The sequence below is a fragment of the Geomesophilobacter sediminis genome, from assembly GCF_016458275.1.
Taxonomy (GTDB): domain Bacteria; phylum Desulfobacterota; class Desulfuromonadia; order Geobacterales; family Geobacteraceae; genus Geomesophilobacter; species Geomesophilobacter sediminis.
This window is the reverse complement of sequence record NZ_JAEMHM010000001.1, coordinates 359,614-385,530: the sequence shown is the minus strand read 5'-3', so window position 1 is coordinate 385,530 and position 25,917 is coordinate 359,614. Positions and strand designations below refer to the sequence as shown.

The window sequence follows — 25,917 nt, the reverse complement described above, 5'->3', positions numbered from 1 at the left end:
AACGGGTGCTTTTCGGTGCCGAAAGGCGGGGATTATTTCTTGACGCGGGGGGCCTTCGCCTTGGGTCCTTTTCCCCCCTTGGCAGCAGCGGTCCCCTTCTTCGCTTCGATGTTCGCCATGCGCACCTGGCGCGCCTTGGCGAGGTTGTCCGCCAGCCCGCGATCCTGGGCCATCTTGCGCCGGGACTCGGAGTAGCTCCGGGCCGAAAGGGCCTGGCCGCTGGCGATGCCGAACTGCTTCTTATAAGCCCCCGGCTTCATGTCGTGGGCGGTGCTCAGGTGGCGGGCCAGGGTCTTGAACCCCCCTTTGCCGCAGATGAGGCAGACGACTTCGTTCTTCTTGAAGGCCTCTTTGACAGAGAGCTGCGGTTTTGCTTCTTCCACTCCTTCAACGGCCTGCCCGGCTTCTAAATTTTTCAGGGCTGAATGAACCTTGCTGATCTCTGCCAGAAGTTCGTCCGAGGTCATCGGGGTGCTCGATGCGTGCGATGCCACAAGTTGTGCGGCGATTTCGACCAGGGTAGCCATCAGGATCCTCCTTGTGCGTTTACTTTTGTGTGATTAATAACAGAGGAAAGAAAATTGTCAATTAAAAGTTCGTCTGATTCTCAATCAAGAAGCAAACAGAGCATAAAACAAACAGACATGAGGTCGGATTGGTCGCCGGCTGTGCCAGAGTGGGCAGCGCTCTGAACCAGAGGTGATCCCCCTTCAAAGCATCGCAGCGGGAAATAGTGAGATGGCGGCGGGAAAACAAGTGACGATGACCTGCTCAGTGAGAGGGAGAGGGGTAGCAGACCGGCGCGAGGAGGCGTTCCTCGGCCTCGAACGCGGGGAGGGGGCGCCCGAAGAGAAAGCCCTGCATCTCGTCGCAACCAAGTTCCGCCAGGACCTCCATCTGGTGGAGCGTCTCCACCCCCTCGACGACGAGGTGCAGCCCAAACCCTCGGGCGATGCCGATAACCGCGTGGATGATGGGGGAGACCGGCTGCCCCGGGGCGAGGTCGTGGACGAACGACTGGTCGATTTTGATCACGTTGATCGGGAAGCGGCGCAGGTAGTTCAAGGAGGAGTAGCGGGTGCCGAAGTCGTCGATGGAGATCCGGACCCCATGGGCGCGCAAAAGGCGCATCTTTTCGATGACCCCGGAGACGTCGGGGAGAAGGAGGTTCTCCGTGATCTCGATCTCGAGGGTGTCCGGGGAGATGCCGTGCCGGTTCATGTGGGAGGCCACCCGCTCCACCAGGCTCGGGGCGTCGAACTCCTGCGGCGAGACGTTGACCGAGACGCACAGGTCACCAAAGCCCATGCTGTGCCAGCGCGACAGCTGACCGCAGGCCTCGCCGAGTACCCAGTCGGTGATGGAGCCGATGAGGCCGGACTCCTGCGCCAGATCGATGAACCCGTCCGGATTCAAGAGGCCGTGCACCGGATGGCGCCAGCGGATCAGCGCCTCCATGCCGACGATCCGTCCGGCGCTCAGGCTGATCTTGGGCTGATAGTAGAGCTCGAACTCCTGGTTTTCGATCGCCTGCCGCAGCTCGTTTTCCAGGGTGATCCGCTCCTGGTAGCAGGCGTTCATCGCCGGGGTGAAAAACTGGAAACCGTTTTTGCCGTCCCCTTTCACCTTGTACATGGCGATGTCGGCGTTTTTCATCAGCATCTCGGCGCTGTCGCCGTCGCGCGGAAAGACGGCGATGCCGATGCTGGCGGTGGCGCGGAACTCCTGGCCGGCGACGTAGAAGGGGAGCTTGAGCTCGTCGAGGATCTTCTGGGCGATGAGCGCGGCGTCCTCCACATGGGCCAGATGCGGCAAAAGCACGGTGAACTCGTCCCCACCCTGCCGGGCGACGGTGTCGCCGGCCCGGATGCACCCCCGGAGCCGGTGCGCGGTGCTCTTGAGGAGTTCGTCCCCCTCGGCATGGCCGTGGGTGTCGTTGACCAGCTTGAACCGGTCCAGATCGATGAACATCACCCCGACGACCCATCCGTCGCGACGCGCCTGGGTGATGGCGAGTTCCAGACGGTCCTTGAACAGGCGCCGGTTGGGGAGATGGGTGAGCTGGTCGTGCAGCGCCTGAAAACTGATGGTCTCCTCGGCGACCTTGCGCTCGGTGATGTCGCGGGCCACGCCGTAGGTCCCCATGAAGCGCCGCTCGCTGTCCCGGCTCTCCTCGTAGATCCCGACCGCGCTCAGCATCGCCACGATGTGGCGCTGTTCGAAGGGCTGGTACCCTTCCCGCTTGCACTTGAGGCGGACCTCGGCGTTGTTGGTGGCGCGTTCGTCGGAGCGCCGCTCGGTGAAGGCGTACTGGGCCCGCTCCACGTCCAGCTCATGGACGATGCAGGCGTAGCTGCGGCCGATCAGTTCGTCGCGCCGGTACCCTAAAAGGGATTCCACCCGGCGGTTGATGAAGACGAAGCGGCCGGAGCCGTCGAGGGTGTAGATGAGATCGGGGGAGGATTCCACGAGAAAGCGGTGCAGTCGTTCCGACTGCTCCAGGCGGGCGGTCATCAGGGCGTGGCTTTGCTCGAGACGGCGGCGGTGCAGGACGTTCTCGACCTTCAGGCGGATGTCGTCGAGCTCGGGCCCCTTGCGGACGAAGTCGACGGCGCCGCTGCGCAGGGCCTGGATGGCGTAGTCGATACTGTCGGCGGCGCTGACCATGATCACCGCGGTGGGGAGCCGGTGGGTGGTGATCCACTCGAGCACCTCGAGCCCGGAGAGGTCGGGAAGGTTCACGTCGAGTAAAAGCAGGGTGATCTCGCCCCGCTTCAAAAGCGCGATCGCCTCCGCGCCGGTCCCGCAGTCGATGAGCTCCCTCCCTTCCCCCTCCAGGAGGCGGCGCAGCCCGAAACGCAGGCGCGGCTCGTCGTCGACGATCAGGATCCGTTCCGGATCCGCGTATCCCTCCTCGGGCACGTGTACCAATGGCGAGAGCACCATTCCCCATCCTTTGATCAAATGACCATTGCAAAACAAAGCACGGCACACCGTTTCCTCCAAAGCGGGGTAACGCTGCGCCGTGTGCCAACCGAAGCGCCTATACGCGCCGGTTTACGATCCTCTTCTTGCGGACCCCTTCCGAGCGTGCGGTCCGGGCGATCCGGTGCGCGCCTCCCTTTTTCAGGGCGACCAAGCTGTGTTTGGCGCCCCGGTGGGCGCTGCGGTGCATCTTGTGCCGAGCCGCCTGCGCCGGGGTGTGAGCTGCCGCCGCACGTACCACCGGAGGAGCTGCCTGCAAAAGCTCCGACGTCAGCTGCGCCATCTCCCACGGCTCCGGCAGCTCGGTCCGTCCGTCATCCCGGCGGAAGCCGGCCGAAGCCAGGGTGGAAACGTCGCGTCGCAGTTGGTTGAAGACCCGGGTCTGCCGGTAGTTCAGCCGGTTGGTCAAAAGGACCACGAAGAGATCCTGCTGCGGGTCGATCCAGATGGAGGAACCGCTGTAACCGGTATGCCCGAAGGAGGCTGCCGAAAAGAAGCGCCCTTTCGGGGCGGAAAAAGGAGACTCCATGTCCCACCCCAGGCCGCGCACCACCGCCCCGCCATCGGCGAGGTAGGGCGAGGTCATCCGCGCCACGACCTCCTCCGAGAGGATCCGGTGCCCGTCAACCACCCCCTTGCCGAGGATGAGCCGGCCGAAGAGGGCGAGGTCGGAGGCGGAGCTGAACAGCCCGGCATGTCCGGCAACCCCCCCCAGCCGACGGGCGTTAGGGTCCTGCACCACCCCGCTCACGTAGCCGGTGGTCGGCGCGATAGATTCGGCAAGGCTTTTGGGGGGAAGGAACATGGTCCGTCGGGCCCCGAGCGGCTCAAAGATCCACTGCCGGCAGAAGGAGTCGAGGGTCTCCCCGGAGACCCGGTGCACCAGTTCTCCCAGCAGGATGAAATTGATGTCGGCGTAGTGGAAGCGGCTGCCGGAACGATGCTTCATCGCCGCGAGTTTCCGGATCGCCCCTTCCAGGCTTTCGTTGGCGAAGGAGATGTCGTCCAGCCCGGAGGTGTGGGTAAGGAGATTGAGAATCGTCACCCGTTCCCACACCGAGCCCCGAAACTCGGGAAACCACCGGGAGAGCGGGTCGGAGAGGGAGATTTTCCCCTCGTCCAAAAGCTTCATCACCGCGGGGGTGGTGGCGATGACCTTGGTGAGCGAGGCGAGGTCGAAGATGGTCCGCTCGTCGATATAGGGTGAGCTCCCGAAGGGATTGAGACGCCCCCGGGCGGTGGTGGAGATGATACCGTCGTGATTGCCCACCACGACGATGCCACCGGCGATGAGGTTGCGTGAGATCGCCCGTTCCAGGATCAGGTCGATGGGGGCGCTGCGGCCGATATTGACCGGAGATTGGGCAGCGAGGCCGGCGGTCGGCTCGGTCGAAGCGAAGAGGAGCGTTGCGGACAGCAGATACACGATGATGAGGCTACCTATGATGCGCACGGTCTTCCTTGGGGTACTGCAGGTAAAAGTAGATCACCGGAAGTGACCACAAACTAGTAGAGGAATCGGCCCAAACATCCCTCCCACTCCTGAGCTGATAGTCGTATCGGCTGGAAAGGAAAAAACATTAGCCTTTTGTGGAACCAGGCACGGCAGGCGCTGGATGGAGAAAACCGGACGTCGGAGCAACCACGATCTTCATCCAGAACCGCCCCCGTTTCGTTAATATTATTTTATCCCGACACAGAGCTTGGGCAAGAAATTCCGGATTCTCGAGCGGTTAAATTGCGTCTACACGTTAGCTTAAGGAGATTTTTTCTGCAACAGGAACCAGACGCCCCCGACAAAGCCCACCGACGACCCGGGATCGGGTCATCCTGTGACGCTCCCCGGGGCGGGGAGGGTAAACCAGAAGGTGGCTCCCCGGTCCAGGGCACCTTCGGCCCAAGTCCTTCCGCCGTGGCGGGCGATGATGCGCTGCACGTTGGCCAGCCCGACCCCGGTACCTTCGAACTCGTCCTGGCGGTGCAGCCGCTGAAAGAGGCCGAAGACCTTGTCGGCGTATTGCATCTCGAAGCCGACGCCGTTGTCGCGCACGAAAATGGCGACCTCCCCTTCCCGAGGCACCGCACCGATTTCGATCACCGCCCGGGGGCGCCCCCGGGTGAACTTCAGGGCGTTGGCGAGCAGGTTCACCAGCACCAGGCGCAGCATCGCCGGGTCCCCTTCCACCTCGGGAAGCGGGCCGATCTCCCAGTTCACTATCCGTCCGGCACTCTCCGGCGCCAGCGCCGCGACCACCTCGCGCACCATCTCGCCAAGGCGCACCCGGCTCTTCATCAGGTCGACGCGCCCCATCCGGGAAAAGGAGAGGAGGTCGTCGATGAGCGTCCCCATGTCTTGGGTCGCCTTCATGATCACGTCCAGATAGCGCTGGCTTTGGGGATCGAGGCAGGAGAGGTCGCGCTTGGCCAGAAGCTGCAGGTATCCCCCGATGTGGCGCACCGGGGCGCGCAGGTCGTGGGATACGGAGTAGCTGAACGCCTCCAGCTCGCGGTTCACGGCACCGAGCTGCTCCACCTGGGTCTGCAGCTCCCGGTTCAGCTCGTTGATCCGCGCCTCGGTGCGCTTGCGCTCGGTGATGTCGCGCACCACCGCCAGGGCCCAAAGCCCGCCATCGACCTCGATCGGGCTCAGCATGATGTCGACGGGAAACTCACCGCCGTCGCGGCGGCGGGCGAAAAGCTGCAGACCGCTCCCCATCATCCGGGTCCGCGGGTCGCGGAAGTAATCCTTGACGTGATGACGATGCGGCCGGTGGAACCGTTCCGGGATCAGCCGGTCCAGCGGGGCACCGGTCAGCTCCTCCCGCGGAAACCCGAACAGCGACTCGACCTGGCGGTTGATCCTGCGAATGGTCGCCTCGCGATCGACCAGCAAGACCGCGTCCGGTGAATGCTCGAAGAGCCGCTCCAGCATCACCGCCTGGTTATCGAGCCGTTCGGCGCCACCGCGGCGGGAGACGACGGCGCTGAAGCGGGGCGCGTCCCCACCCGCTTCCATGAGGTGCACGGTCACTTCGCCGTCGACCCGGCTTTGGTCCCGCGCCTGCAGCGCCCCTCGCCACTGCGCGGTCCCTTCGGAAAAGGCCGCAGCAAGCAGGTTCTGCGGCAGCCCCTGTTCCCGACGAAACTCGGGCAGCAGAAGAGCCAGGGGGCGCCCCACCAGCTCGGCGGCGGGGTAGCCCAGAAACCTCCGGGCGGCGCTTAAGGAGAGAATCGTGCCGGCGGCGTCCAGAAAAAAGACCGCCATCCCGGCCTCCGCCTCCCCGGTCGCGGTCCCGGACTCCGCTTCACCGGTCAGCTGTTTCCGGTCCATTTCCCGGTCCGCGGCACCTTGGCCGGACCTTCCTTTCCCGTCACTTGTCCGTAACATCGCCTTGCCTCGCCTCGGCCGTCGCCACGATCCTCCCGACCATCCCGGACCGCTTGCGGGAGGGCCCGCCGACCGCAGCAAAGCTCCCTCCGGCGCCCCGGCTGCCGTCGTTTTGTCCCCAGGGGGTGTCAGTGGCCCAACCCCTTGCAGCGATTATATAATTTTTGCCCCGCCCATGACAAAGAAGTTGTGCCCGCACCGGCGGGTTTCGTCCCATTCGCAGGGGCGGTTGCTCTATAATGGGACAGGCAACTTTCAACCAAAGTGCCAGGTAACAGCAGCAAGGAGGCACACCATGTACGTAATTACCGGAGCAACGGGTAACATAGGGAGCAAAACCGCCAACATCCTTTTGGAACAGGGGGAACCGGTCCGGGTAATCGGACGGGATGCGGGACGCCTCGAGCCGTTTCGGGCGCGGGGAGCGGAGGTCGCGGTGGGTGATCTGAAGGACAGTGATTTTCTGACCGAGGCGTTTGCCGGGGCAACTGCGGTCTACGTCATGATTCCCCCCCATCTCCACACGGACGATTTCCGGTCCTTCCAGAATTTCGTGGGGGCCGCCATCGCCAACGCCATCCGCAAGGCCAAGGTGCGTTTCGTGGTGAACCTGAGCAGCCAGGGGGCCGACCTGGCGCAGGGGACCGGCCCGATCATCGGCCTGCGGGACCAGGAGCAGCGGCTCAATGCGCTGGAAGGGATCAACATCCTCCACCTCCGCCCGACCTATTTCATGGAAAACCTGCTGATGCAGATTCCGGTGATCAACCGGTTCGGCTTTGCCGGCTCCGCGGTGCGGGGCGACCAGCAATTCGCCATGATTGCCACCGCCGACATCGCGGCCCACCTGGCGCAGCGGCTGCTGCAGCGCAACTTCGAAGGGATCCGGGTCCAGGATCTGCTCGGGGAACGCGATCTTTCCCTCAACGAGGCGTTCGCCGTCCTGGGGAACAAGATCGGCAAGCCGGACCTCAAGTACGTGCAGTTCCCCTACCAGGATGCGGAACGGGGCATGGTGGAAATGGGGCTCAGCAGGGACCTGAGCCGCCGGTACATCGAGATGAGCAAGGCGCTCAACGACGGGATGTTCGCGGTCCGCCGCCCCAGAGTGCCGGGAACCACTACGCCGACCTCGATCGAGATGTTCGCCGAGACGTTTGCCAAAGCGTTCGCCGCATCGACCATGGGGGAAGGGATCTGAAGATTCCACCGAGGAGAGCCGTCCGGCAGCAGTCCGCAACGGACTGCGTGTCGATTGAAGAAGGGGCGCGAGCGCCCCTTCTTTTTTTGGTCATCGGAAAACAGACGCAACAACGCTACTTTGATCATTTTCTCATAAAGTTTTTCTCCAGACTCCCGAAAAGCATCAGCAGGCATCAAGAGCGTCATTACCCATATATTGGGCCAGGTGCCGCCTGCGCGTCCGCTGTCAAGGACGGATATTAATTTGTTATGCCTCAGTTTTCATCCCGTTTCTGCCTTGTCCAACGGGTCCAGGTTCAGCATCGGGACTTAAAATCCAGTCACTGAAACAGGGGACGCCCCCCTATGACAGAGCTCAGGCCCGGAGCGGGCGCTTCAGACAGACAAGGCACGCCTGCGGCAATTTCTGCCGCGCCAAGCGCAGCAAGGCACCAGTTTCGGGACCACCGGGCCCGTCTTTTCCGGATCAGCTACCGCCGTGCCGCAGCTCTTCCCGGCACGTGAGCTCGCTGCGACCGAGGTCGCCGGGCAAGGAGCCAGCATGGCCGAAATGTCTCTCGCGACGGTATTTGCCGTCTGCGGTGTGGTTTCCGCCCTCATCTCCCTGTTCTATCTGCTGGTCTTCCGCAGCCGGCGCACCGGGAACTCCGGGACGTTCTGCATCTGCCTGGCCCTCGCCAACGCCTGCTATGGTTTGCGCGCCGTCTGCCAGCTCCGCGCGGCCGATCATCCCCTGCTCAGTGCAACCAGCGACCTTCTCTACCTCGGGTGGATCTGGGGAATCTGGAAGGGGGTCGACGCCCTGACCCGGCGCGAGAGCCGCGATCCATCCTGCCTGGTCATCCCCGCGCTGGCCGCCTGGATCGTCTTTGCGCGCAGCAGCCACATTCCCTTCCCCTGGCTTTCCCTCCCCCAGCACAGCACGGGCGCCCTGGCGCTCTATGCATCCGGCCTCGCCCTCTGGCAGACCGGGAAAGCTTCCGGCAACCGTGGCTTTTCCGCCCTCAGTGTCATGCTCTGGCTCCAGGGGATCAGCACCATTTCCTATCCTTTCACCCGCAACACCTGGTGGGCCCCCTACGGTTTCACCACGTATGTCATCCTGGCCACCGGCATCGGGATGGGGCTGATCGTCGCCCTGCTCCTGGAGGAAGAGGAAGGACTCCTCAGGGAAATGGAGGCGCGGCGCCGGGCCGAGGAGGCGCAACGGCGCCTGAACCGGGAGCTGCGGGCGGTCAGCGCCTGCAGGCAGACCCTGGCCCGGGCGGTCGACGAGACGGCCCTTCTGCAAGAGATCTGCCGCATCGTCTGCGAGCAGGCTGGATATCTGACGGCCTGGGTCGGGTACCGGCAACCGGGGGAGCCGCTGCACGTCGTTCCTGAAGCGTGGTTCGGGGCGACTCGGGGATTTTTGGACCGCCTGGTGGCGGTGGGCGAAGGCAAGGAGGGGTGGCCGGCGGTGGCGGCGGTCCGCACCGGGAAGACGCTGTGCCTCCAGAAACTCGATGAGGTGGCGCGTTATCCCCGCTGGCGGGAAGAGGCGCTGGCGCGCGACTACCGTTCCGGCATCGCCCTGCCGCTGCTGGACGCGTCCGGAGCCCCTTTCGGGGTCTTGAACATCTTCGCGGCCGAACCGGAAGCCTTCACCCCGGACGAGGTCCGGCTTTTGGAAGAGCTCGCCGGCGACCTCGCCTTCGGGGTGATGCTGCTGCGGGAGCGTGGGGAGCGGCTCAAAACGGAGCGAAACCTGGCCCTGATGAACTTCGCCCTGGACAACGTGCACGAGGCCGCCTACCTCGCCGACAGCGGCGGCAGGATCATCCACGTCAACGAGGAATCCTGCCGCATGCTCGCGTATTCCCGGGAGGAACTCCTGGCCCGCAGCACCTCCGACCTCAACCCCGCACTTGCCGGAGCCGGATGGGGAGACCTTTGGGAACGGCTCCAGCGGGAGCTGAGCGTCACGTACGAAAGTGCGCACCGAAACCGCGCCGGCGCCGAGATAGCGGTCGAAATCAATGCCAACTACGTCGTGTACCAGGGGGTGGAATACGGCCTGGCCCTGGTGCGGGACATCTCGCAGCGCAAACATGCCGACGAGACGCTGAAAAAGCTCTCCACCGCCATCGAGCAGAGCCCGGTCTCCATCGTCATTACCGACCGAAGCGGCTACATAGAGTTCGTCAACCCCAAGTTCAGCCAGGTCTCCGGCTATGCCGCCGAAGAGGTCATCGGGACCACCCCGCGCAAGTTCCAGTCCGGGAAGACCCCGCCGGAAACCTACCGCGATTTGTGGCACACCATCGTCTCCGGCGAGGTCTGGCAGGGGGAACTGAGAAACCGCAAAAAGGACGGGACGCTCTTCACCGAGCACATGACCGTCGCGCCGATCAAGAACCACGCCGGAGAGATCACCCACTTCATCGGGGTGAAAGAAGACGTGACCGAGAAGAAGGCTTTGGAGGCCCAGCTCTTCCAGGCCCAGAAGATGGAAGCGGTGGGGCAGCTCGCGGGCGGGGTGGCCCACGACTTCAACAACATCCTCACCGCGATCATCGGCTACGGGAACATGCTGGCGTTCGGAATGGAACTGGATCATCCCCAGTACATCAACATCGTCCAGATCCTCTCGGCTGCCGAGCGCGCCGCGGAGCTTACCCGCAGCCTCCTCGCCTTCAGCCGGAAGCAGGTCATCAACCCGCGCCCCCACGACCTCAACGGCATCGTCCAAGGGACCGAACGGTTCCTGCACCGGGTGATCGGGGAAGACGTCGAGTTGAGCACCCGGCTCCATCCGGAGGAGCTCGCCGTGAACGTCGACCAGGGGCAGATCGAGCAGATGCTGATGAACCTCGCGACCAACGCCCGGGACGCGATGGAGACCGGCGGGAAGCTCACCATTACGACCACGACTGCGGTACTGACCCAGGAGTTCATCACCGCCAACGGTTTCGGTGAATGCGGCAGCTACGCCTGCATTGCCATCAGCGACACCGGCTGCGGCATTGAGGAGGGGACCTGCAAGCGGATCTTCGAGCCCTTTTTCACCACCAAGCGGGTCGGCAAGGGAACCGGCCTCGGGCTCGCCATCGTCTACGGCATCGTCAAGCAGCACAATGGATACATCACCGTCCGCAGCGACGCGGGGAAAGGGACCACCTTCTCGGTCTACCTCCCGCTCACCGAAAACCGGACCGAGGGGCCGGCGCGCAAGGAGCCCCGCCACACACCACAGCGGGGGACCGAATTGATCCTGATCGCCGACGACGATGCCCAGGTGCGCGACATGGTCCAGCAGGTGCTGTTGCAGTTCGGCTACCAGGTGATCGCGGCGCGCGACGGGGAGGATGCGGTGGGGAAGTTCCGGGACAACTGCGGCGAAATCGGGATGGTGATCCTGGACGTAATCATGCCCAAGATGAACGGAAAGGAGGCGCTCGAGGAGATCGAGCGGATCCGTCCCGGCAGCAAGGCGATCTTCATCAGCGGCTACACCGACGAGATCATCCATGAGCGCGGCATCCTGGACGCAGGCCTTGAGTTCGTCCCCAAGCCGCTCAACCCGCTGCACCTATTGCAGAAGGTGCGCGAGATCCTGGACGCCGCCGCATGAGATGAGGGAGTGGGAGCCTGTCTCGCCGTCTGAAACGGTGGGAGCGCCTTCCCAGGCGCGATCCGCCGAAGGCGGCGATACCTGTTGCGGTTAATCCACCTGGACCGCAGGGTGGGCAAACACCCTGCCCATTCGACGCCCCCCGGTCCGCCCCACCACCAGGCCTGCCGTTGCTGCAGGCTTTTTCTTTTTTCAGCCTTCGTTCAGCAGGGCCCCAATTACTTTTTCGCCCGCTCGTACTGCACCGGCCAGGAGGTATCGACGCCGAGCACCCGGGCGGCATGGAGCGGCCAGTAGGGGTCACGCAAAAACTGCCGCGCCAGAAAAACGGCATCGGCCAGGCCGGTGGCGATGATCTGCTCGGCCTGGACCGCGTCGGTTATGTATCCGACGGTACCGGTCGCAAGGCCGGTCTCCTTACGGATCGCGGTGGCGAACGGGGTCTGGAAACCGGGACCGAACGGGATGGCGGCGTCGGGGGTGACGAACCCGGAGGAGCAGTCGATGAGATCCACCCCGATCTCCTTCAAGCGCGCGCTCAGGGCGACCGACTGGCAAAGGTCCCAGCCCCCCTCTACCCAGTCGGTGGCGGAGATCCGCACGAAGAGCGGGTGCTCGGTGGGCCAGACCGCCCGCACCGCACGGGCCACCCGCAAGGGGAAGCGGAGGCGGTTCTCCAGGGAGCCGCCGTACGCGTCGTTGCGACGGTTGGAGAGCGGGGAGAGGAACTCGTGCAGGAGGTAGCCGTGCGCCATGTGGATTTCCAGCACCTGGAACCCGGCGGCATGGGCCCGCCGGGCAGCATCGGCAAATTGCGCCTCGACCGCGTCGAGGTCGGCCGCGATAAGCTCCCGCGGTACCGAATAGCCGTTGGCAAAGGGAAACGGGCTCGGGGCGACCGGCTCCCAGCCGCGCGCCGTGGGGGGGAGCGGTTCGCCGCCGCGCCAGGGGGCATCGGTGGAGGCTTTCCGGCCGGCGTGGGCGATCTGGATGCCGGGGACCGAGCCGTTTTCACGGATGAAGCGGGCAATGGGCCGGAAGGCTTCGGTGTGGCGGTCGGACCAGATGCCGCTGTCGTCGGGGCTGATCATCCCTTCCGGTGAGACCGAGGTGGCCTCTACCATGACGAGCGCCGCCCCGCCGACGGCGCGGCTCCCCAGGTGGACCAGGTGCCAGTCGGTGGGAAGGCCGTCGTTACTGGAATACTGGCACATGGGGGAGACGAAGATGCGGTTTTTGAAGGTGACCCCGGCGAGGGTCAACGGGGTAAAGAGTTTGGACATGCGGACCTCCTTAATCAGGTAACCGTTGCAGGCTGGACGATGACACCCCCCTCTCACCCTGTCCGTCGCAAGCTTGCGCTCTCGCGCGCGACCCTTGAAGGAGAGGGGACGCAAGGGCTTATGCATCAACAAAACTCTTACCCCGGTGCAGATTTCCCCTCTTCCGCGTTGGCCTTGAGGCGCTCGCGGACGAAGCCGATGTGCTCGCGGAGCACGTAGAACTGGTTGGCAAATGAAACCGGGATCTTCATCCGGTCCACGCTCCCTTCGATGTCATCCAACCGCTTCATCAGGTTCTTCCGCTCCTCGATATCCGGCTGCTCCATGGCGCTGCGCTCCAAGGCGATCAAAAGCCCGTACCACCGGTAGATCCGGGAGGTGACCCGCCAGTTGTACAGGGCCGGCACCATCTTCAGCCCCGGAATCAGCAGTACGACGATCGGGACGAAAACCACCAAAGTCCGGTCGACGAGACTTGCCAGCCAGAAGGGAAGGTTCCGATAGAGGAAACTTTTGCCGGAAGTGTAGTACCGTCGCGCATCCGGGCTGATCGGGTACTCCCGTTCCTGCGGCGACGGAAACTCCCCGGCTTTTTGCATGAGGGTCGCCTTGCCGTGCACCTCGCGGGCCGCCTCGATGAGGAGATCCGATAGCGCCGGGTGCAGGTTCTTTCGCGCCAAAAGCTCCACGGTCGGCGCGACGAGATACATGTCCTGCGGCGGCACGTTCTTCCCGAAATCGAAGGCCCCCATCGGGACCTGCAGCTTGTTGAGGTAGCCGTAGCGACGGGTATAGCCGTCGGCCTGGGAAAAGCTGTAGAGCCGGATGCCGGGGGTCCAGAGCAGCCGCCGCATCACCGGAGGAGTCGCGGAGTCGCCCATGAGAAACGCCGCATCCACCTTGTGGTCCAAGAGCGCCTGGGCAGCATCGCCGCCCCCTAACGGGAGCAGGTTCGTCTTCCCTCCCGGCTCGATCCCGTTTGCCTTGAGGAGGGTAAGCGACAGGACCCGGGTCCCGCTCCCCTCCGGACCGATGGCAAGGGTCCTGCCGGCGAATTCCGACAGCAGGGTGACCGGCTTGTCCGACCGGTAGAATATGGCGACCGGCTCGTGGAAAACGCTCCCCAGGGAGAACAGCTTCTCCTGGCTGGCGTCCTGGACCAGCCCCCCCTGCACGAACCCCACATCGATGTGGTGCAAAGAGGGGTTGGAAAGCTTGCGGAGGTTGTCCAGCGATCCGTCGGAGGGGAGGATTTTCAGCTTCACGCCGTTGCGCGCCAGGATCTTCCGGTACTTTTCGGCAGTGGCCCGGAAGGTGCTGCCGTCCGGCCCGCTGATGATGGTGATGGTATCGGGAGGGGCGGGGCGCACGAACCAATAGGCGGCACAGATGGCGAGAAGGGTGATCAGGAGTATCGGACCGACAGTAAGCGCGAGGTCGTTCCAGGAGACCTTCTGCAGGCGGGCCAGGCGGCGGACGGCGTCGAGGCGGCGCACCATGCCATTGTTCGGGTATCCGGGGTTGTGATGTTCCATGCAATACACCTCTGTCGTGGTAGTATCTGCGCCGACGGCATGCTCAGAGGGAGCTTGGTCGATTCACTCAGGCCGGCTCTGTGCCGGTGAGCGGATGGCTTTGTGAGGATTCGGCCCTGGCGCGAGCCCCTATTATGCGGTAAATTCGCCCGATGTGCATCCGTTAAGGCTGTTTTGTGTAAAAACTCATACGGACTCGCAGTGGCGGTATTAAGATGAGAAGGGCCATCAGGTTTCGAAATCCGGGTCCTGTTCCTTGTAGGAGCGACATTGTTGTCGCGATTGACCGGTGGCTAATCGAGACAGGAATGTCGCTCCTACAAGGGAAACCGGCCGCAGCTCAGGTGAAGACGAATCGTCAACTATAAAAGCCGGCGCCCCGTTGCCAAGGAGAGCGCAAGGAAAATCGTTCCATGAATGGTGACCTCATTACCGCCCCCATCGGGAGCTTGCTGCGTCGTCTTGCGGTGCCGGTGGGGATCGGTTTCTTCTTCAACACCATGTTCAACGTGGTGGACACCTGGTACGCGGGACAGATCTCCACCCAGGCCGTCGCCGCGGTGTCGCTGTCGTTCCCGCTCTTTTTCCTCATCATCGCCATGGGGGGCGGAATCTCCACCGGCGCGACCGCCCTCATGGGGCACGCCCTCGGGGCGGGGCGCAGCGACCAGGCCGAGCTCTACGCCGCCCAAGTGATCTCCTTCAGCGTGCTGCACGGCATCCTGCTCTCGGCCGCCGGAAACCTGCTCGCCCCGGCCGCATTCCGGCTCATGGGCGCCCAGGGAGCCTACCTGGACCAGGCAGTTTCCTACATGGGCGCCCTTTTCGCCGGCGCCGTCTTCTTCGTGACCAACCAAGCCCAAAACGGCATCCTCAACGCCACCGGCGACACCAAGAGTTACCGTAATTTCCTCGTCACCGCCTTCATTCTCAACATGATCTACGACCCGTGGTTCATCCACGGCGGGCTCGGCCTGCCCCCACTTGGGCTTCCGGGGATCGCCTGGGCCACCGTCGCCATACAGGGGATCGGAACCGGCTTTTTGCATCACCGCGCCCGCAAGACCGGCCTGGTCGGCAACCTCGGCTGGCGGGGGTTCGTCCCGCGCCGCAGGATCTTTTGGGAACTGGCCCGCCAAGGGTTCCCCGCCAGCCTGGCCATGCTCACCGTTTCCATCGGGGTCTTCGTCATCACCTGGTTCGTCGGGAGGTTCGGCCCCCAGGCCGTTGCCGGCTACGGGATCGCCACGCGGATCGAACAGATCGTCCTTTTGCCGGTGATGGGGCTCAACGTGGCGACCCTCGCCCTGGTGGCTCAGAACTACGGGGCGCGACGCCTGGACCGGGTGAAGGAGGCGATCCGGGGAGCACTGACCGGCGGGATCGGGCTGATGACCATCGGCACCATAGCATTGCTGTTCCTGGCCGCCCCGATGATGGGTCTTTTCTCAAAGGATCCGCGGGTCATCGCCGTCGGGGCAAGCTACCTGCACGTGGCGGCCTTCGTCCTCGCCGCCTATGTCATCCTCTACATCAACACCTTCGCCCTGCAGGGACTGCAGCTGCCGAAATTCTCCCTGTGGATCGGGCTGTACCGGCAGCTCCTGGCTCCGGTGCCGATTTTCTGGGTATTCGCGATCGTGTTGAAATGGGAAACGGTGGGGGTGTGGTGGGGGATTCTCCTGGTGAACTGGTCGGCGGCGCTGCTGTCTTTGCTCTTCATCCGCCGGACGGTGCGGAGGCTTTTGGACAAGGAGCTGAGCCGGTCCCCGGACCAGTGAGATGGCCTCACCTGTGCCAATGAGATCGGTGCTGGGGAAGAGTGGGCGTTAACTTGTAGGTGCGTCACGTCACCGCCTCCGGCGGTTCGCGCCAGGAATGGCGCTCCCACAGGGTAAGCCAGGTTGGAGTTGATGGGGACTGGCTCCGAAGGTGCCTGTCCCCTTTTCATCCCTAAGGGTTAGCACCCCGGTCACCCAAGGATCGGCCAGGCAGGTTATCAACAGCGAAGCCGGCTACGCTTGGTGGAGCCGGGCGCCGAAAATGGTCTCCAGGTTGAGTGACTCCAGAAGGGTCAGCAGGCGCTCGTCTCCGACCTCGACCACGAGCTGGACCTGGTCATGGTGGACCACCTTCATCAAGTAACCGATCACCGCCGACGGCATCGAGAACGAATCCTTGATCCGCAGCGCTACCTTCTTGTGTCCCTCCATGATCGCGGCGCCGACCGCATTCTTGATCGAGGCGCTATCCTGGATCGACTTGATGTTCCCCAAAATGGTGATCTCACTGCCGGTACGTTCAAGCTGCATAGTTCCCCCCTTCAAACGATTTCATCATGATCAGACGTCGTCCTTCGTCAGCCAGGAAAATACTGTCGCAAAAAGATTTGATCATCTGCAGGCCGCGGCCGTTCACCGCGGTGGACTCTACCGTCACCCCAAAGTGGGCGGGAGTTAGTCCCGGCCCGCTGCTGGACACTTCGAAGGTCAAAAGCCCCTCCTCCCGCTGTATCCTCACCGCCACGCCGAGATGGGCGCCCTCCGGGGCAACCGACCCGGTCAGTACCGCATCATAACTACCATCCAGGAGCAGCTCCCTCTTTCGAGCGCCCCCCAGCCCCAGACAGCCGTGCTCGTAGGCATTGGCCGCCGCTTCGCTCAGCACGAACTCGATCTCGTCGAGAAGATCCCCATCGAGAATACGTTCCCCGCGCAGCCGTACCATGGTTTCCTCGACCGCCTCGGCCACCCCTTCGTAGGTGGGCGGTGGATCGATGCGAAAGGTCACGGCATCCGCGCTTCCCAGCCGCCGCAGTTGGAAGAGCGTCATATCGTCCTGCTCCCCGGCAGCGACGCGTTGCCGGAACCGGCCCTGTAACGCATTAAGCGTCGGCGACTGGCGAAAATCCTCCTCCAGAACCTCCCGGTAGGCGCCTCCCTCAGCCAGTTCGGCATCGGTCACCCCGTCGGTGGTGGCGAGAAGTTCGGCGATACCGGCAAGGTCGAGCTTGGTAAAAGAAATCGCCCCGGTGTAGCTGCAAAACGGTGCGTTGCCGCTGCGCAGCTGCTGCACCGTGCCGTCGTTCACGCGCACCAGCAAGGGGGGTAACGCAAAGAGCGCCGCATCCAACTCCAGCCGGGCCAGATCGACCAGGAAGAAGCCGCAGGATAGCACCTCGTCGTCGAGCAGGATTTCAGAAAGGTACTCCCGGAAACGCCCGACCAGGATCGGTAGACTGAAGCCGCAGATGCAGCCGGTCTGAAAGTGCGCGACGAAAAAGTTGCTGAAGGAGGTGGCGAGGATCGCGGTGATCGATGCGGAAAGCCCCGATCCCATGGCATCGGCCATGAAGACCAAAAGTCGTCCGTCAGGAAGGCGCCGAACCGTGTAGGCATCGCCGCACATGATGTCGCGCGGGGCGTAGCGCACCTCCACCCCCCAGAGGTTGCCGTCGCCGTCCGGGAGCGCCTGGTGCAGCATCTGATTGCGCACGACGTGGTGCTCCTTCCGGCGCGCCGCCTCCTGCTGCAACAGATGGTAGCTGTCCTTGGAGCGGAGCTCCTCGACTTCCTGCTGCTGCAACCGCTCGACCAGCCGCTTGTCGGCGATCTCCCGCGCGATGATCTTCAGCCGCCGGGAGAGAACCTGGTAATCGTAGGGCTTGGGGATGAACCGCGACACCCCGACGTTGATCGCCTCAAGGAGGATGTCGTTGTCGATGCTGCTCGTCATCAGCACCACCGGAGTCTCCTGGTCCGAGACCCGGATTTCCCGGGTCATCTCCAGCCCCGACATCCCCGGAAGATGCTGGTCGGTCAGGACGAGGTCAATCCCCCCCTGCTGGAAGCGCTCCAGCCCCTGGATGCCGTCGACGGCGACCTCGACTCGCGCAAAGAGCTGTTCCAGCCGCGGCAGGACCATCTCCCGGCTGAACTGGTCGTCCTCCACGAAGAGGAGGGTGAATTCCGATGCTGGTGCCGGCGTAGTCATTGGCATGCCATCAGGTCCGGAACCGGGCCAGCGTCCCGAGCAGACTTTCCGACTTGCGGGCCAGCTCGGTGGAGACCCTCTCCACTTGGTCGGCGACGGAGCGGTTTTGCTCCGACTGGGTGATGATCTCGTTACCAGGCCGATGAGCTGATTCGTCCGGGTGGCAATGAACGTGTTCCACACAACCCTCCCCTGGGATAGCAAGCGGTACCCGGCAGGCATCGGTGAGGGACCGCGCATCCCGGGAATGATTCAACATATGGGAGAGTTATCGGTTAATTAGGCAGCACCTTTAAGGCGGCTCAGATTATTTTCCTGCCATGTGGGGAGTTATGCGGGTTCAGCGTTGGATCTCGCGGGGAATGGCGTCAAGCCAGCCGAAGTGAAGGACGCCCCAGAGCCCGATGACGATGGCTTCGGCCGCATCGTGGCGCAGCGAGGTGGGGCGTGGGGCAGCGGACCAGTCGATGATCCGCCGGGCGAGCTCCCCGGCGTGCTTTTTCGCGTCGGCGCCGCTGCGCTGCTCACGCGGGAGCAGGAAGACCTCCCGCCAGACTTCCGCCCCCACCCGCCGGACGGCGATCCCGTGCTGCTCAGCCTCCTTCTCCCAGACCAGGGCGAGATTGCCTCCCCCCTCGATCACCATGGCGGAAAGCTCGGGGATGCCGCGGATGATGCCGTGCGCCCCGCGCCGAAGCCGGTCGGTGGAGCCGAAGTGTTGGGAGCGGTACCAGATGAGTTTTCCGTCGGCACCGTAGAGGGCAAAGCCGGTTTTCAGGCCGAGGTCGACGGCCAGAAGTGTTTTCATAGGATCAAAACCCATCCTCACCCTGTCCGTCGCAAGCTTGCGCTCTCGCGCGCGACCCTTGAAGGAGAGGGGACGTGGACGCCCGTTTTCTTTTAAAGCGTCACTCTTGCTGCGATACGCGGTTGCTTTCCACCGAGGAGGCCTCTCGTTCCCAAGGTCCACCTTGGGAACGCAGGCCTTTTTCAAAGCTCCAGCTTTGCAATGTCTTTAGCGGATCGGGAGCTTTTAAAAGAGAGGCACCGGCAGCTCAACGCTCCCCTCTCCTGCCGTTTTCATGCTACATTGGGCGCTCCATTTTCATGAGGTGCCCATGTCGTGTAAGCCCCTGATCTCAGTACTCATGCCGGTCCGCAACGAAGAGCGTTTCCTGCCGGCGGCGCTTGATTCCCTGTTTCGCCAGACCCTTGCCGACTGGGAACTGGTCGCCGTCGACGACGGTTCCAGCGACGCGACCCCGGCCATCCTGGCAGCCGCCGCGAAGGGCGATCCGCGGGTCCGGGTGCTCCGGCGCGAAGGAGGCGGGCTCGTCGCCGCGCTGAACGCCGGACTGGAACTCTGCCGGGCACCGCTTCTGGCCCGCATGGACGGCGACGACGTCAGCCACCCCCGGCGCTTGGCCACCCAGGCCGACTGTCTCAGCGAAAACCCGCACGTGGGGCTCGTCGCTTCGTCGTTTCGGCACTTCCCGCGACAGGGGCTCAGGCGCGGCATGCTCGACTACGAGCGATGGCAGAACTCGCTCACGGCCCATGAACTCATCGTCCGCGACCTCTTCGTCGAGTCCCCCTTCGTCCACCCCGGGGTCATGACGCGCCGCGAGATCGTCGCCGGCCTGGGGGGCTACCGAGACCTAGGCTGGCCCGAAGACTACGATCTGTGGCTCAGGATGGCGGCAGCCGGGACCCGGTTCGCCCGGCTCCCGGGGCCGGTGTTCTGCTGGCGGGACCACCCCGAGCGAGCCACCCGCACCATGAGCGAATACGCCCAGGATGCCATGCGCCGCTGCAAGCTGCACCACCTGCAGCAGGCGTTCCTAGAGGAGGTTTCCGAACTGGTGTTGGCCGGAGCCGGCCAGGAGGCGCGCGCCTGGCAGCGCCTGCTCGCCGCGGCAGGGATCCGGGTCTCGCACTGGCTCGACGTCGACCCGCGCAAGATCGGCCGCCTGCTGCACGGCGCTCCGGTGCTGCATTCGGAGAGCTTCGAGCTGGAGCAGCGCAAGATGCTCGTCGCCATCGGGCTGCGCGGCGCCCGGGACCAGTTCCGCCAGACCGCCGCACGGCGCGGCTGGACCGAGGGGGCGGATTTCGTCTGCGTGGCGTAGGGGGCTGTTTGCAAGAAGCCGCCATCGGTACAGGAGCTGCGTACCCTGTGGGAACGCCATTCCTGGCGCGAATGACAAACGTCAGCACCGCCTTCGGCGGATCGCGACAGGAATGTCGCTCCTACAGTAGAGGCGCCACTCGCCGTGACATCCGAGAGACCGGTTCGTGGTACCCACCCCTCCCTCCCACCAGGGAAGGGGGCATCTGCGGAAAGCACCTACAGCGCGGGCTCGGCGTCGTAGGTCTCCATCCTCGCGATCAGCCGCCCCGGGTCGGGCTGCATGACGCGCCGTTCTTCGGAGGCGAAATACGCCTTGTCCTGCTCCTCCCAGCTCTTGTCCCCTTCGTAACGCTGCACCCAAACGAACTGGTTGGTCTCCGGCACCGTCCAGGCCGCCACGACCCGAAAACCGAGTTTTTCGCGCAGCGGCCGGAGTTTCTCGTTCCATTCCGCGACGAACTGCTGCAGTTGTCCTTTGTTGATGGTATAGATCCGAAGCTGCTCCCTCATTACCCCTCCTTCATGACCTTGCCTTTACTCAAGTCCGCCAAATCCTGAACGATCTGGCGCGCCGGGCCACCCCGCGGCCCTGATGTTAAACACTGTCCAATGCGCTCTGTCAACAGGTTTACGCAAGTCCCCGAAATCCTTTTCTCCTGCCCGTCACTGTCACAGCAATTACGCTTCCCTCATAAATTTCGGTCACGTTTACATGACATTTTTTCATTACAAGGTAGAATCTTTCTCCAATCTCTCATAGCGGCTCATTTCTATCAATCCAACCACAGCAGAGGGTCTCACTGTGACTATGGAACCAGAACGCGCACCGGAAGTACATAGCATATTGATCATCGAAGATAGTCCGACCCAGGCTCATTACTTACAGTACCTGCTGGAGCAGCACGGCTATATCGTATCGGTTGCGGAGAATGCCCGTGCCGGCCTCAACATACTGGCCGCCCATCTTCCCTCGCTGGTGATCAGTGACGTGCTGATGCCGGAAATGGACGGCTTCGAACTGTGCCGGAGCATCAAGGACGATCCGCGCACCAAGGACGTCCCGGTGATCCTGCTTACCTCCCTTTCCGACCCGCTCGACGTCCTGCGCGGGCTGGAATGCGGAGCGGACAATTTCCTCACCAAGCCGTGCGAGGAAAACCGTCTCCTCTCCCGCATTGCCGACATCTTCGCCAACCGGCGCAACCGGGACCACGCCGGTTCCGAATTCAACGTCGAGGTGATCCTGGAAGGAAAGAAACGGATCATCCGCTCCGACCCGGTGCGCATGCTCACCTTCCTGTACCATTCCTACGAAACCGCCATCGAAAGAAATCGCGACCTGACCAAGGTGCGTGACGACCTGCGCCAACTCAGCACCCACGACACCCTCACTGGCCTTTTCAACCGGGCCTTTTTCGAGGAGGAGCTGCAGCGGCTGCAGTTGGGGCGCCAGTTCCCGGTGAGCGTTCTGGTCGCCGACGTGGACGATCTGAAGCCGGTAAACGACCGGCTCGGGCATGCCGCAGGGGACCGCCAGCTGCGGTTGGCGGCGGGCATCCTGTCCGGCGCATTCCGGGCCGGAGACGTGGTGGCGCGGATCGGCGGCGACGAGTTTGCCGTCTTGCTCCCGGGAGCCGATGAACTCGTGGTAGCCGAGGCGAGCCAGCGGATCCGGACCGTTCTGCGAGAGCTGAATGCAAGCGGCGACACCAGGGGATTGAGCATCTCCATCGGCGCCGCCACCGCCCACAGCGGGGACGAACTCACCCGCGCCCTGAAACTGAGCGACGAACGGATGTACCAGGAAAAGTTCACCCGGAAAAGGTGCCTGGCCAAGGAGGACGTTTCTGACGAATATGAATATGAGGTTTCCCTCCCGGTGCTGGGCATCGTCAGCGGTCCCGGGCCTGGCCAGCTTCAGCGTCAGGAATCGGAGCCGCCGGGTAAATCGCAGATTCTGAAGAGCAGCCCGGAGGCGTTTTTGGTGGACTATCCGTCGGGGAAGCCGGGGTAGCCAAGGTAGCCATCCGACCGGGCGGCAGCATTGTTCGGGCACCTCGCTCATTCGCGCCTGGAAAGGCGCTCCCACCGGGTTGGCATCCCTTTCCTGGCATCCCGTCTCGATCCTTTGCTCCACCTCGGGGCGAGAAAAAGAAAGGCAATCCCCCATCCCCCCGCTGCCAAAGGGGGGATCAGGGCCGACCCTCCTTGACGGGGGGGCGATTCCGTGGAACGCTCTGCCTTCCCACATGGTAGCGGCCAGCTGCCTCGGATAAAAGTACCCGCAACTACCGGACCTTACGCCTTACCCGCACAAATCTGTCGGGAATTTACGGAAAGACCCTCCCCACAACGAAAAAAAATCCTTTCCCCTGAAAATTTTTTGTTGACTTACGTTACGGAAAGGAATATTTTTCGTCACAACAAGACAATAATGATCCGATTGATCCTGTTCAGGAGGGCGGCATGCACTCGATGCCTAACAAAGTTTTCACCTTCTACCGTGACGGTTTCCGCTCCATGGTGGTCGGCCGTACCCTCTGGAAGGTCATCCTCATCAAGCTTTTCCTGATCTTCGCCGTACTGAAGGTCTTTTTCTTTTCCACCAACCTGCACACCGCATTTCATACCGATACCGAACGCGCCAACTACGTCCTGGGCAACCTGACCCGACTGCCGGCCGCGCGCTAACCTCTACGCCGATACATCCGCATCGTGCGGAAATACATACAAAGGAAGGCGGACTTGCGTCCGCCGGCACTACAACAAAGAAGGAGGAAAAAAAGTGGGAGAGCAGACTCTGGCAACGGTGGACTGGTCGAGAGCACAGTTTGCACTTACGGCCATGTACCACTGGATCTTCGTACCGCTGACCCTGGGACTGTCGTTCTTGATCGCGTTTTTCGAGACCATCTACGTAAAGACGGGTAACGAGGATTGGAAGAAGCTGACCAAATTCTGGATGACCCTTTTCGGGGTCAACTTCGCCATCGGTGTTGCCACCGGGATCATCATGGAGTTCCAGTTCGGCACGAACTGGTCCAACTACTCCTGGATGGTCGGTGACATCTTCGGCGCGCCGCTGGCGGTGGAGGGGATCTTCGCCTTCTTCATCGAGGCGACGTTCTTCGCGGTCATGTTCTTCGGCTGGTCGCGCGTTTCCAAGGGGTTCCATCTCCTGTCGACCTGGATGGTAGCGATCGGCTCTAACCTCTCCGCGGTCTGGATCCTGGTTGCCAACGGGTGGATGCAGTACCCGACCGCGATGCAGTTCAACCCGGACAAGGCCCGTTTCGAGATGCAGAGCTTCGTTGACGTGGCGCTCTCCCCGGCGGCGGTGCAGAAATTCACCCACACCACCAGCTCCTCCTTCCTGCTTTCGTCGCTGTTCGTCCTCGGCGTCTCCGGGCTCTTCCTGCTCCAGAAGCGCCACCAGCTCATGGCCAAGCGTTCCATGGTCGTAGCCTCCATCTTCGGCCTGATTGCCACCGCCTTCGTTGCCTTCAACGGCGACGAGTCCGCCTACCACATCGCCCAGCGCCAGCCGATGAAGCTTGCCGCGATGGAAGGGCTCTACGACGGGCAGAACAACGCCCCGGTCGTGGCCATGGGCATCATCAACGCCTCCAAGAAGCCGGGCGACAAGGAGCCCTCCTTCGTGGGCAAGGTCGAGATCCCGGGGCTCCTCTCCCTGCTGGCCAACCGCGAAGCCGGGACCTTCGTACCGGGCGTGAACGACCTGGTCTACGGCAACCCCGAAAAGCAGATCGTCGGGGCCAAGCAGCGCATCGCCTCCGGCCAGATCGCCGTCACCGAGCTTGCCAACTACAAGGCTGCCAAGGAGCGCGGCGACGCCGCGGCCGCGGCCACCGCCCTCACCACCTTCAACCAGCACCGCGACGACCTCGGCTACGGCTACCTCAAGACCGCCGCCGACGCGGCTCCGCCGGTGGCACCGACCTTCTACGCGTTCCACATCATGATCGCCCTGGGGACCCTGTTCCCGATCATCTTCATCCTGGTCCTGTACTTCGCTTGGAAAGGGAACCTGGAAGAGAAGGGCTGGCTCAACAAGCTTGCCTTCATCTCCCTCTTCTTGGGCTACGTCGCCTCCCAGGCCGGCTGGGTGGTCGCGGAAGTCGGCCGTCAGCCGTGGGCCATCCAGGGGCTGCTCCCGGTGAACGTCGCCGGCAGCAACCTGAGCGCGACCAACGTCCAGATCACCTTCTTCATGTTCCTGACCATATTCACCGTGCTTCTTGTGGCGGAAATTCGCATCATGATGAAGCAGATCAAGATCGGACCGGAGGCTTAAGACCATGATAGGAAATCTCGAACACACCCTGTTGCAGCAGCTCTGGTGGCTCATCGCCTCCGTCGTCGGCTCCCTTTTCCTCATGCTCACCTTCGTGCAGGGGGGCCAGACCCTGATCTTCACCACCGCGAAAAGCGAGGAAGAGCGCTCCCTGATCATCAACTCGATCGGGCGCAAGTGGGAACTCACCTTCACCACCCTGGTCCTCTTCGGCGGGGCTCTCTTCGCGGCTTTCCCGCTCTTCTACGCCACCAGCTTCGGCGGTGCGTACTGGGTCTGGATGCTGATCCTCTTCACCTTCATCGGGCAGGCGGTGAGCTTCGAGTACCGCAAGAAGCCGGACAACGTCCTGGGCGCCAAGATCTACGAGATCTTCATGCTGATCAACGGCACCGTGGGGATCCTCCTCATCGGGGCCGCGGTGGGCACCTTCTTCACCGGCTCCAGCTTCACCCTCACCAAGTTCAACTCGGTGATCTGGGACACCCCGTTCCGCGGCCTTGAGGCAGCCCTCAACGTCTTCAACGTCGCCTTCGGCCTCTTCCTGGTCTTCTTGGCCCGGGTGCTCGGCGCGATGTACATCGTGAACCACATCCACCACGACCAGCTCGTGGCCCGTGCCCGCAAGGCGACCCTGATCAACCTCGTGTTCGCCCTCCCCTTCCTGCTGACCGTGCTCGGTGGCCTCTTGACCATGGACGGCTTCGCCATCGACCCGAACACCGGGAAGGTCTTCATGGAAAAGGCCAAGTACCTCCACAACCTGCTGGCGATGCCGGCGGTCCCGGTCCTGCTCCTGCTCGGCCTGGTCTCCGTTATCTACGGCGTCGTCGCCACTGCGTTTTTGAAGAGCAACCGCGGGATCTGGTTCGGCGGCCTCGGCACCGTACTGGTTGGACTCGCCGTCTTCTGCCTGGCCGGTTACAACAACACCGCCTTCTACCCGTCGGTGACCAGCCTGCAGTCGAGCCTCACCATCTACAACGCTTCGAGCAGCAAATACACCCTCACCGTCATGAGCTACGTGGCGATCGGGGTCCCCTTCGTTCTTGCCTACATCGCCTACGTCTGGAGACTGATGGACGCAAGACAACTGACCCTGGCCGAACTGGCCAAGGAAGAAAACTACTAACCAACCCAAAGGAGAATACCGATGATTACTTTTCTGCTGGTATGCTGGCTGCTGGTTCTGACCCTTTCCTACCGCGGTGCGGTAATGGTCTTGGACAAGACCGAAATGCTGTAACCGGAAATTGCCGGCACCGGCGGCGGCTTTGACGCCGCCGCCGACTCGAAAAAAAAGCGCAGGGGAAATCCTCTGCGCTTTTTTCTTTGACATCGGCATGAACACATCCTCAGCAGCAACTTCTCTGTTTCTGCGGTGTTATTCACACTGTCTCAAAGTTCGTTGACTCTTTCATCGGTAGCGTGCGCGTCCTTTTTCATCAGAAGAATGTCCCTACATTTCTTT

General features: G+C 62.9%; 19 protein-coding genes. 8 read left to right on the top strand and 11 right to left on the bottom strand.

Annotated features, from left to right (window positions below; translation table 11 throughout):
- Positions 1 to 32: 32 nt before the first annotated feature.
- The 4 genes from JFN93_RS01585 to JFN93_RS01570 all read right to left on the bottom strand — a co-directional run bounded on the left by JFN93_RS01585 (position 33) and on the right by JFN93_RS01570 (position 6,373).
- Positions 33 to 527, bottom strand: a complete 495-nt coding sequence (locus tag JFN93_RS01585) for a MucR family transcriptional regulator (protein WP_199382217.1) — start codon at positions 525 to 527, stop codon at positions 33 to 35.
- Positions 528 to 771: 244 nt separating this feature from the next.
- Positions 772 to 2,946: an EAL domain-containing response regulator gene (locus JFN93_RS01580; protein WP_199382216.1), complete on the bottom strand. Its 2,175-nt coding sequence runs from the start codon at positions 2,944 to 2,946 to the stop codon at positions 772 to 774.
- A gap of 97 nt (positions 2,947 to 3,043) precedes the next feature.
- Positions 3,044 to 4,438 (bottom strand): serine hydrolase domain-containing protein, encoded by a 1,395-nt coding sequence (locus tag JFN93_RS01575; RefSeq protein WP_328753337.1) that lies wholly within the window; start codon positions 4,436 to 4,438, stop codon positions 3,044 to 3,046.
- 372 nt (positions 4,439 to 4,810) lie between these two features.
- A complete protein-coding gene (locus JFN93_RS01570) occupies positions 4,811 to 6,373 on the bottom strand; it encodes a sensor histidine kinase (protein ID WP_199382215.1) in 1,563 nt (520 codons plus the stop codon).
- A gap of 295 nt (positions 6,374 to 6,668) precedes the next feature.
- On the opposite strand from JFN93_RS01570, the gene JFN93_RS01565 reads away from it, so the two are divergent.
- Together JFN93_RS01565 and JFN93_RS01560 are read left to right on the top strand one after the other, a co-directional pair.
- Positions 6,669 to 7,574 (top strand): NmrA family NAD(P)-binding protein, encoded by a 906-nt coding sequence (locus JFN93_RS01565; protein WP_199382214.1) that lies wholly within the window; start codon positions 6,669 to 6,671, stop codon positions 7,572 to 7,574.
- A 543-nt stretch (positions 7,575 to 8,117) separates the two neighbouring features.
- Positions 8,118 to 11,189 (top strand): PAS domain S-box protein, encoded by a 3,072-nt coding sequence (locus tag JFN93_RS01560; RefSeq protein ID WP_199382213.1) that lies wholly within the window; start codon positions 8,118 to 8,120, stop codon positions 11,187 to 11,189.
- Between the two features lie 218 nt (positions 11,190 to 11,407).
- Here JFN93_RS01560 and JFN93_RS01555 read toward each other — a convergent pair whose 3' ends face one another.
- Entirely contained in the window at positions 11,408 to 12,472 is a 1,065-nt protein-coding gene (locus tag JFN93_RS01555) for an NADH:flavin oxidoreductase/NADH oxidase (protein WP_199382212.1), read from the bottom strand.
- 137 nt (positions 12,473 to 12,609) lie between these two features.
- Entirely contained in the window at positions 12,610 to 14,007 is a 1,398-nt protein-coding gene (locus tag JFN93_RS01550; protein ID WP_236021477.1) for a TAXI family TRAP transporter solute-binding subunit, read from the bottom strand.
- A 413-nt stretch (positions 14,008 to 14,420) separates the two neighbouring features.
- Here JFN93_RS01550 and JFN93_RS01545 point away from each other — a divergent pair, with 413 nt between their 5' ends.
- Complete coding sequence (locus tag JFN93_RS01545) at positions 14,421 to 15,788, top strand: MATE family efflux transporter (RefSeq protein WP_199382211.1); 1,368 nt, start codon at positions 14,421 to 14,423, stop codon at positions 15,786 to 15,788.
- 234 nt (positions 15,789 to 16,022) lie between these two features.
- Here the strand turns inward: JFN93_RS01545 and JFN93_RS01540 are convergent, their stop codons facing one another.
- From JFN93_RS01540 to JFN93_RS01525, 4 genes are all read right to left on the bottom strand, one after another.
- Complete coding sequence (locus JFN93_RS01540; protein ID WP_199382210.1) at positions 16,023 to 16,319, bottom strand: hypothetical protein; 297 nt, start codon at positions 16,317 to 16,319, stop codon at positions 16,023 to 16,025.
- Entirely contained in the window at positions 16,309 to 18,006 is a 1,698-nt protein-coding gene (locus tag JFN93_RS01535) for a response regulator (protein WP_199382209.1), read from the bottom strand. Before JFN93_RS01535 ends, JFN93_RS01540 begins: the two co-directional genes overlap by 11 nt.
- A gap of 4 nt (positions 18,007 to 18,010) precedes the next feature.
- Positions 18,011 to 18,181 (bottom strand): hypothetical protein, encoded by a 171-nt coding sequence (locus tag JFN93_RS01530; protein WP_199382208.1) that lies wholly within the window; start codon positions 18,179 to 18,181, stop codon positions 18,011 to 18,013.
- A 159-nt stretch (positions 18,182 to 18,340) separates the two neighbouring features.
- The gene (locus tag JFN93_RS01525; RefSeq protein WP_236021476.1) at positions 18,341 to 18,808 is read right to left on the bottom strand and encodes a hypothetical protein; all 468 of its coding nucleotides are present in this window, start codon (positions 18,806 to 18,808) and stop codon (positions 18,341 to 18,343) included.
- A 310-nt stretch (positions 18,809 to 19,118) separates the two neighbouring features.
- Between JFN93_RS01525 and JFN93_RS01520 the strand changes: the two genes are divergently transcribed.
- A complete protein-coding gene (locus tag JFN93_RS01520; RefSeq protein WP_199382206.1) occupies positions 19,119 to 20,129 on the top strand; it encodes a glycosyltransferase family 2 protein in 1,011 nt (336 codons plus the stop codon).
- 218 nt (positions 20,130 to 20,347) lie between these two features.
- On the opposite strand, the gene JFN93_RS01515 is transcribed toward JFN93_RS01520, so the two are convergent.
- Positions 20,348 to 20,641, bottom strand: a complete 294-nt coding sequence (locus JFN93_RS01515; RefSeq protein WP_199382205.1) for an NIPSNAP family protein — start codon at positions 20,639 to 20,641, stop codon at positions 20,348 to 20,350.
- A gap of 334 nt (positions 20,642 to 20,975) precedes the next feature.
- Here JFN93_RS01515 and JFN93_RS01510 point away from each other — a divergent pair, with 334 nt between their 5' ends.
- From JFN93_RS01510 to cydB, 4 genes are all read left to right on the top strand, one after another.
- On the top strand, positions 20,976 to 22,145 hold the full coding sequence (locus JFN93_RS01510) for a diguanylate cyclase domain-containing protein (RefSeq protein WP_199382204.1): 1,170 nt from the start codon (positions 20,976 to 20,978) through the stop codon (positions 22,143 to 22,145).
- Between the two features lie 461 nt (positions 22,146 to 22,606).
- Entirely contained in the window at positions 22,607 to 22,822 is a 216-nt protein-coding gene (locus JFN93_RS01505; RefSeq protein ID WP_199382203.1) for a DUF4492 domain-containing protein, read from the top strand.
- 94 nt (positions 22,823 to 22,916) lie between these two features.
- Positions 22,917 to 24,446, top strand: coding sequence for a cytochrome ubiquinol oxidase subunit I (locus tag JFN93_RS01500; RefSeq protein ID WP_328753327.1), 1,530 nt, complete (start codon positions 22,917 to 22,919; stop codon positions 24,444 to 24,446).
- 4 nt (positions 24,447 to 24,450) lie between these two features.
- Positions 24,451 to 25,578 carry a cytochrome d ubiquinol oxidase subunit II gene (gene cydB / locus JFN93_RS01495; RefSeq protein ID WP_199382202.1) on the top strand — a complete coding sequence of 376 codons (1,128 nt, stop codon included), beginning with the start codon at positions 24,451 to 24,453 and terminating at the stop codon, positions 25,576 to 25,578.
- Positions 25,579 to 25,917: the final 339 nt, after the last annotated feature.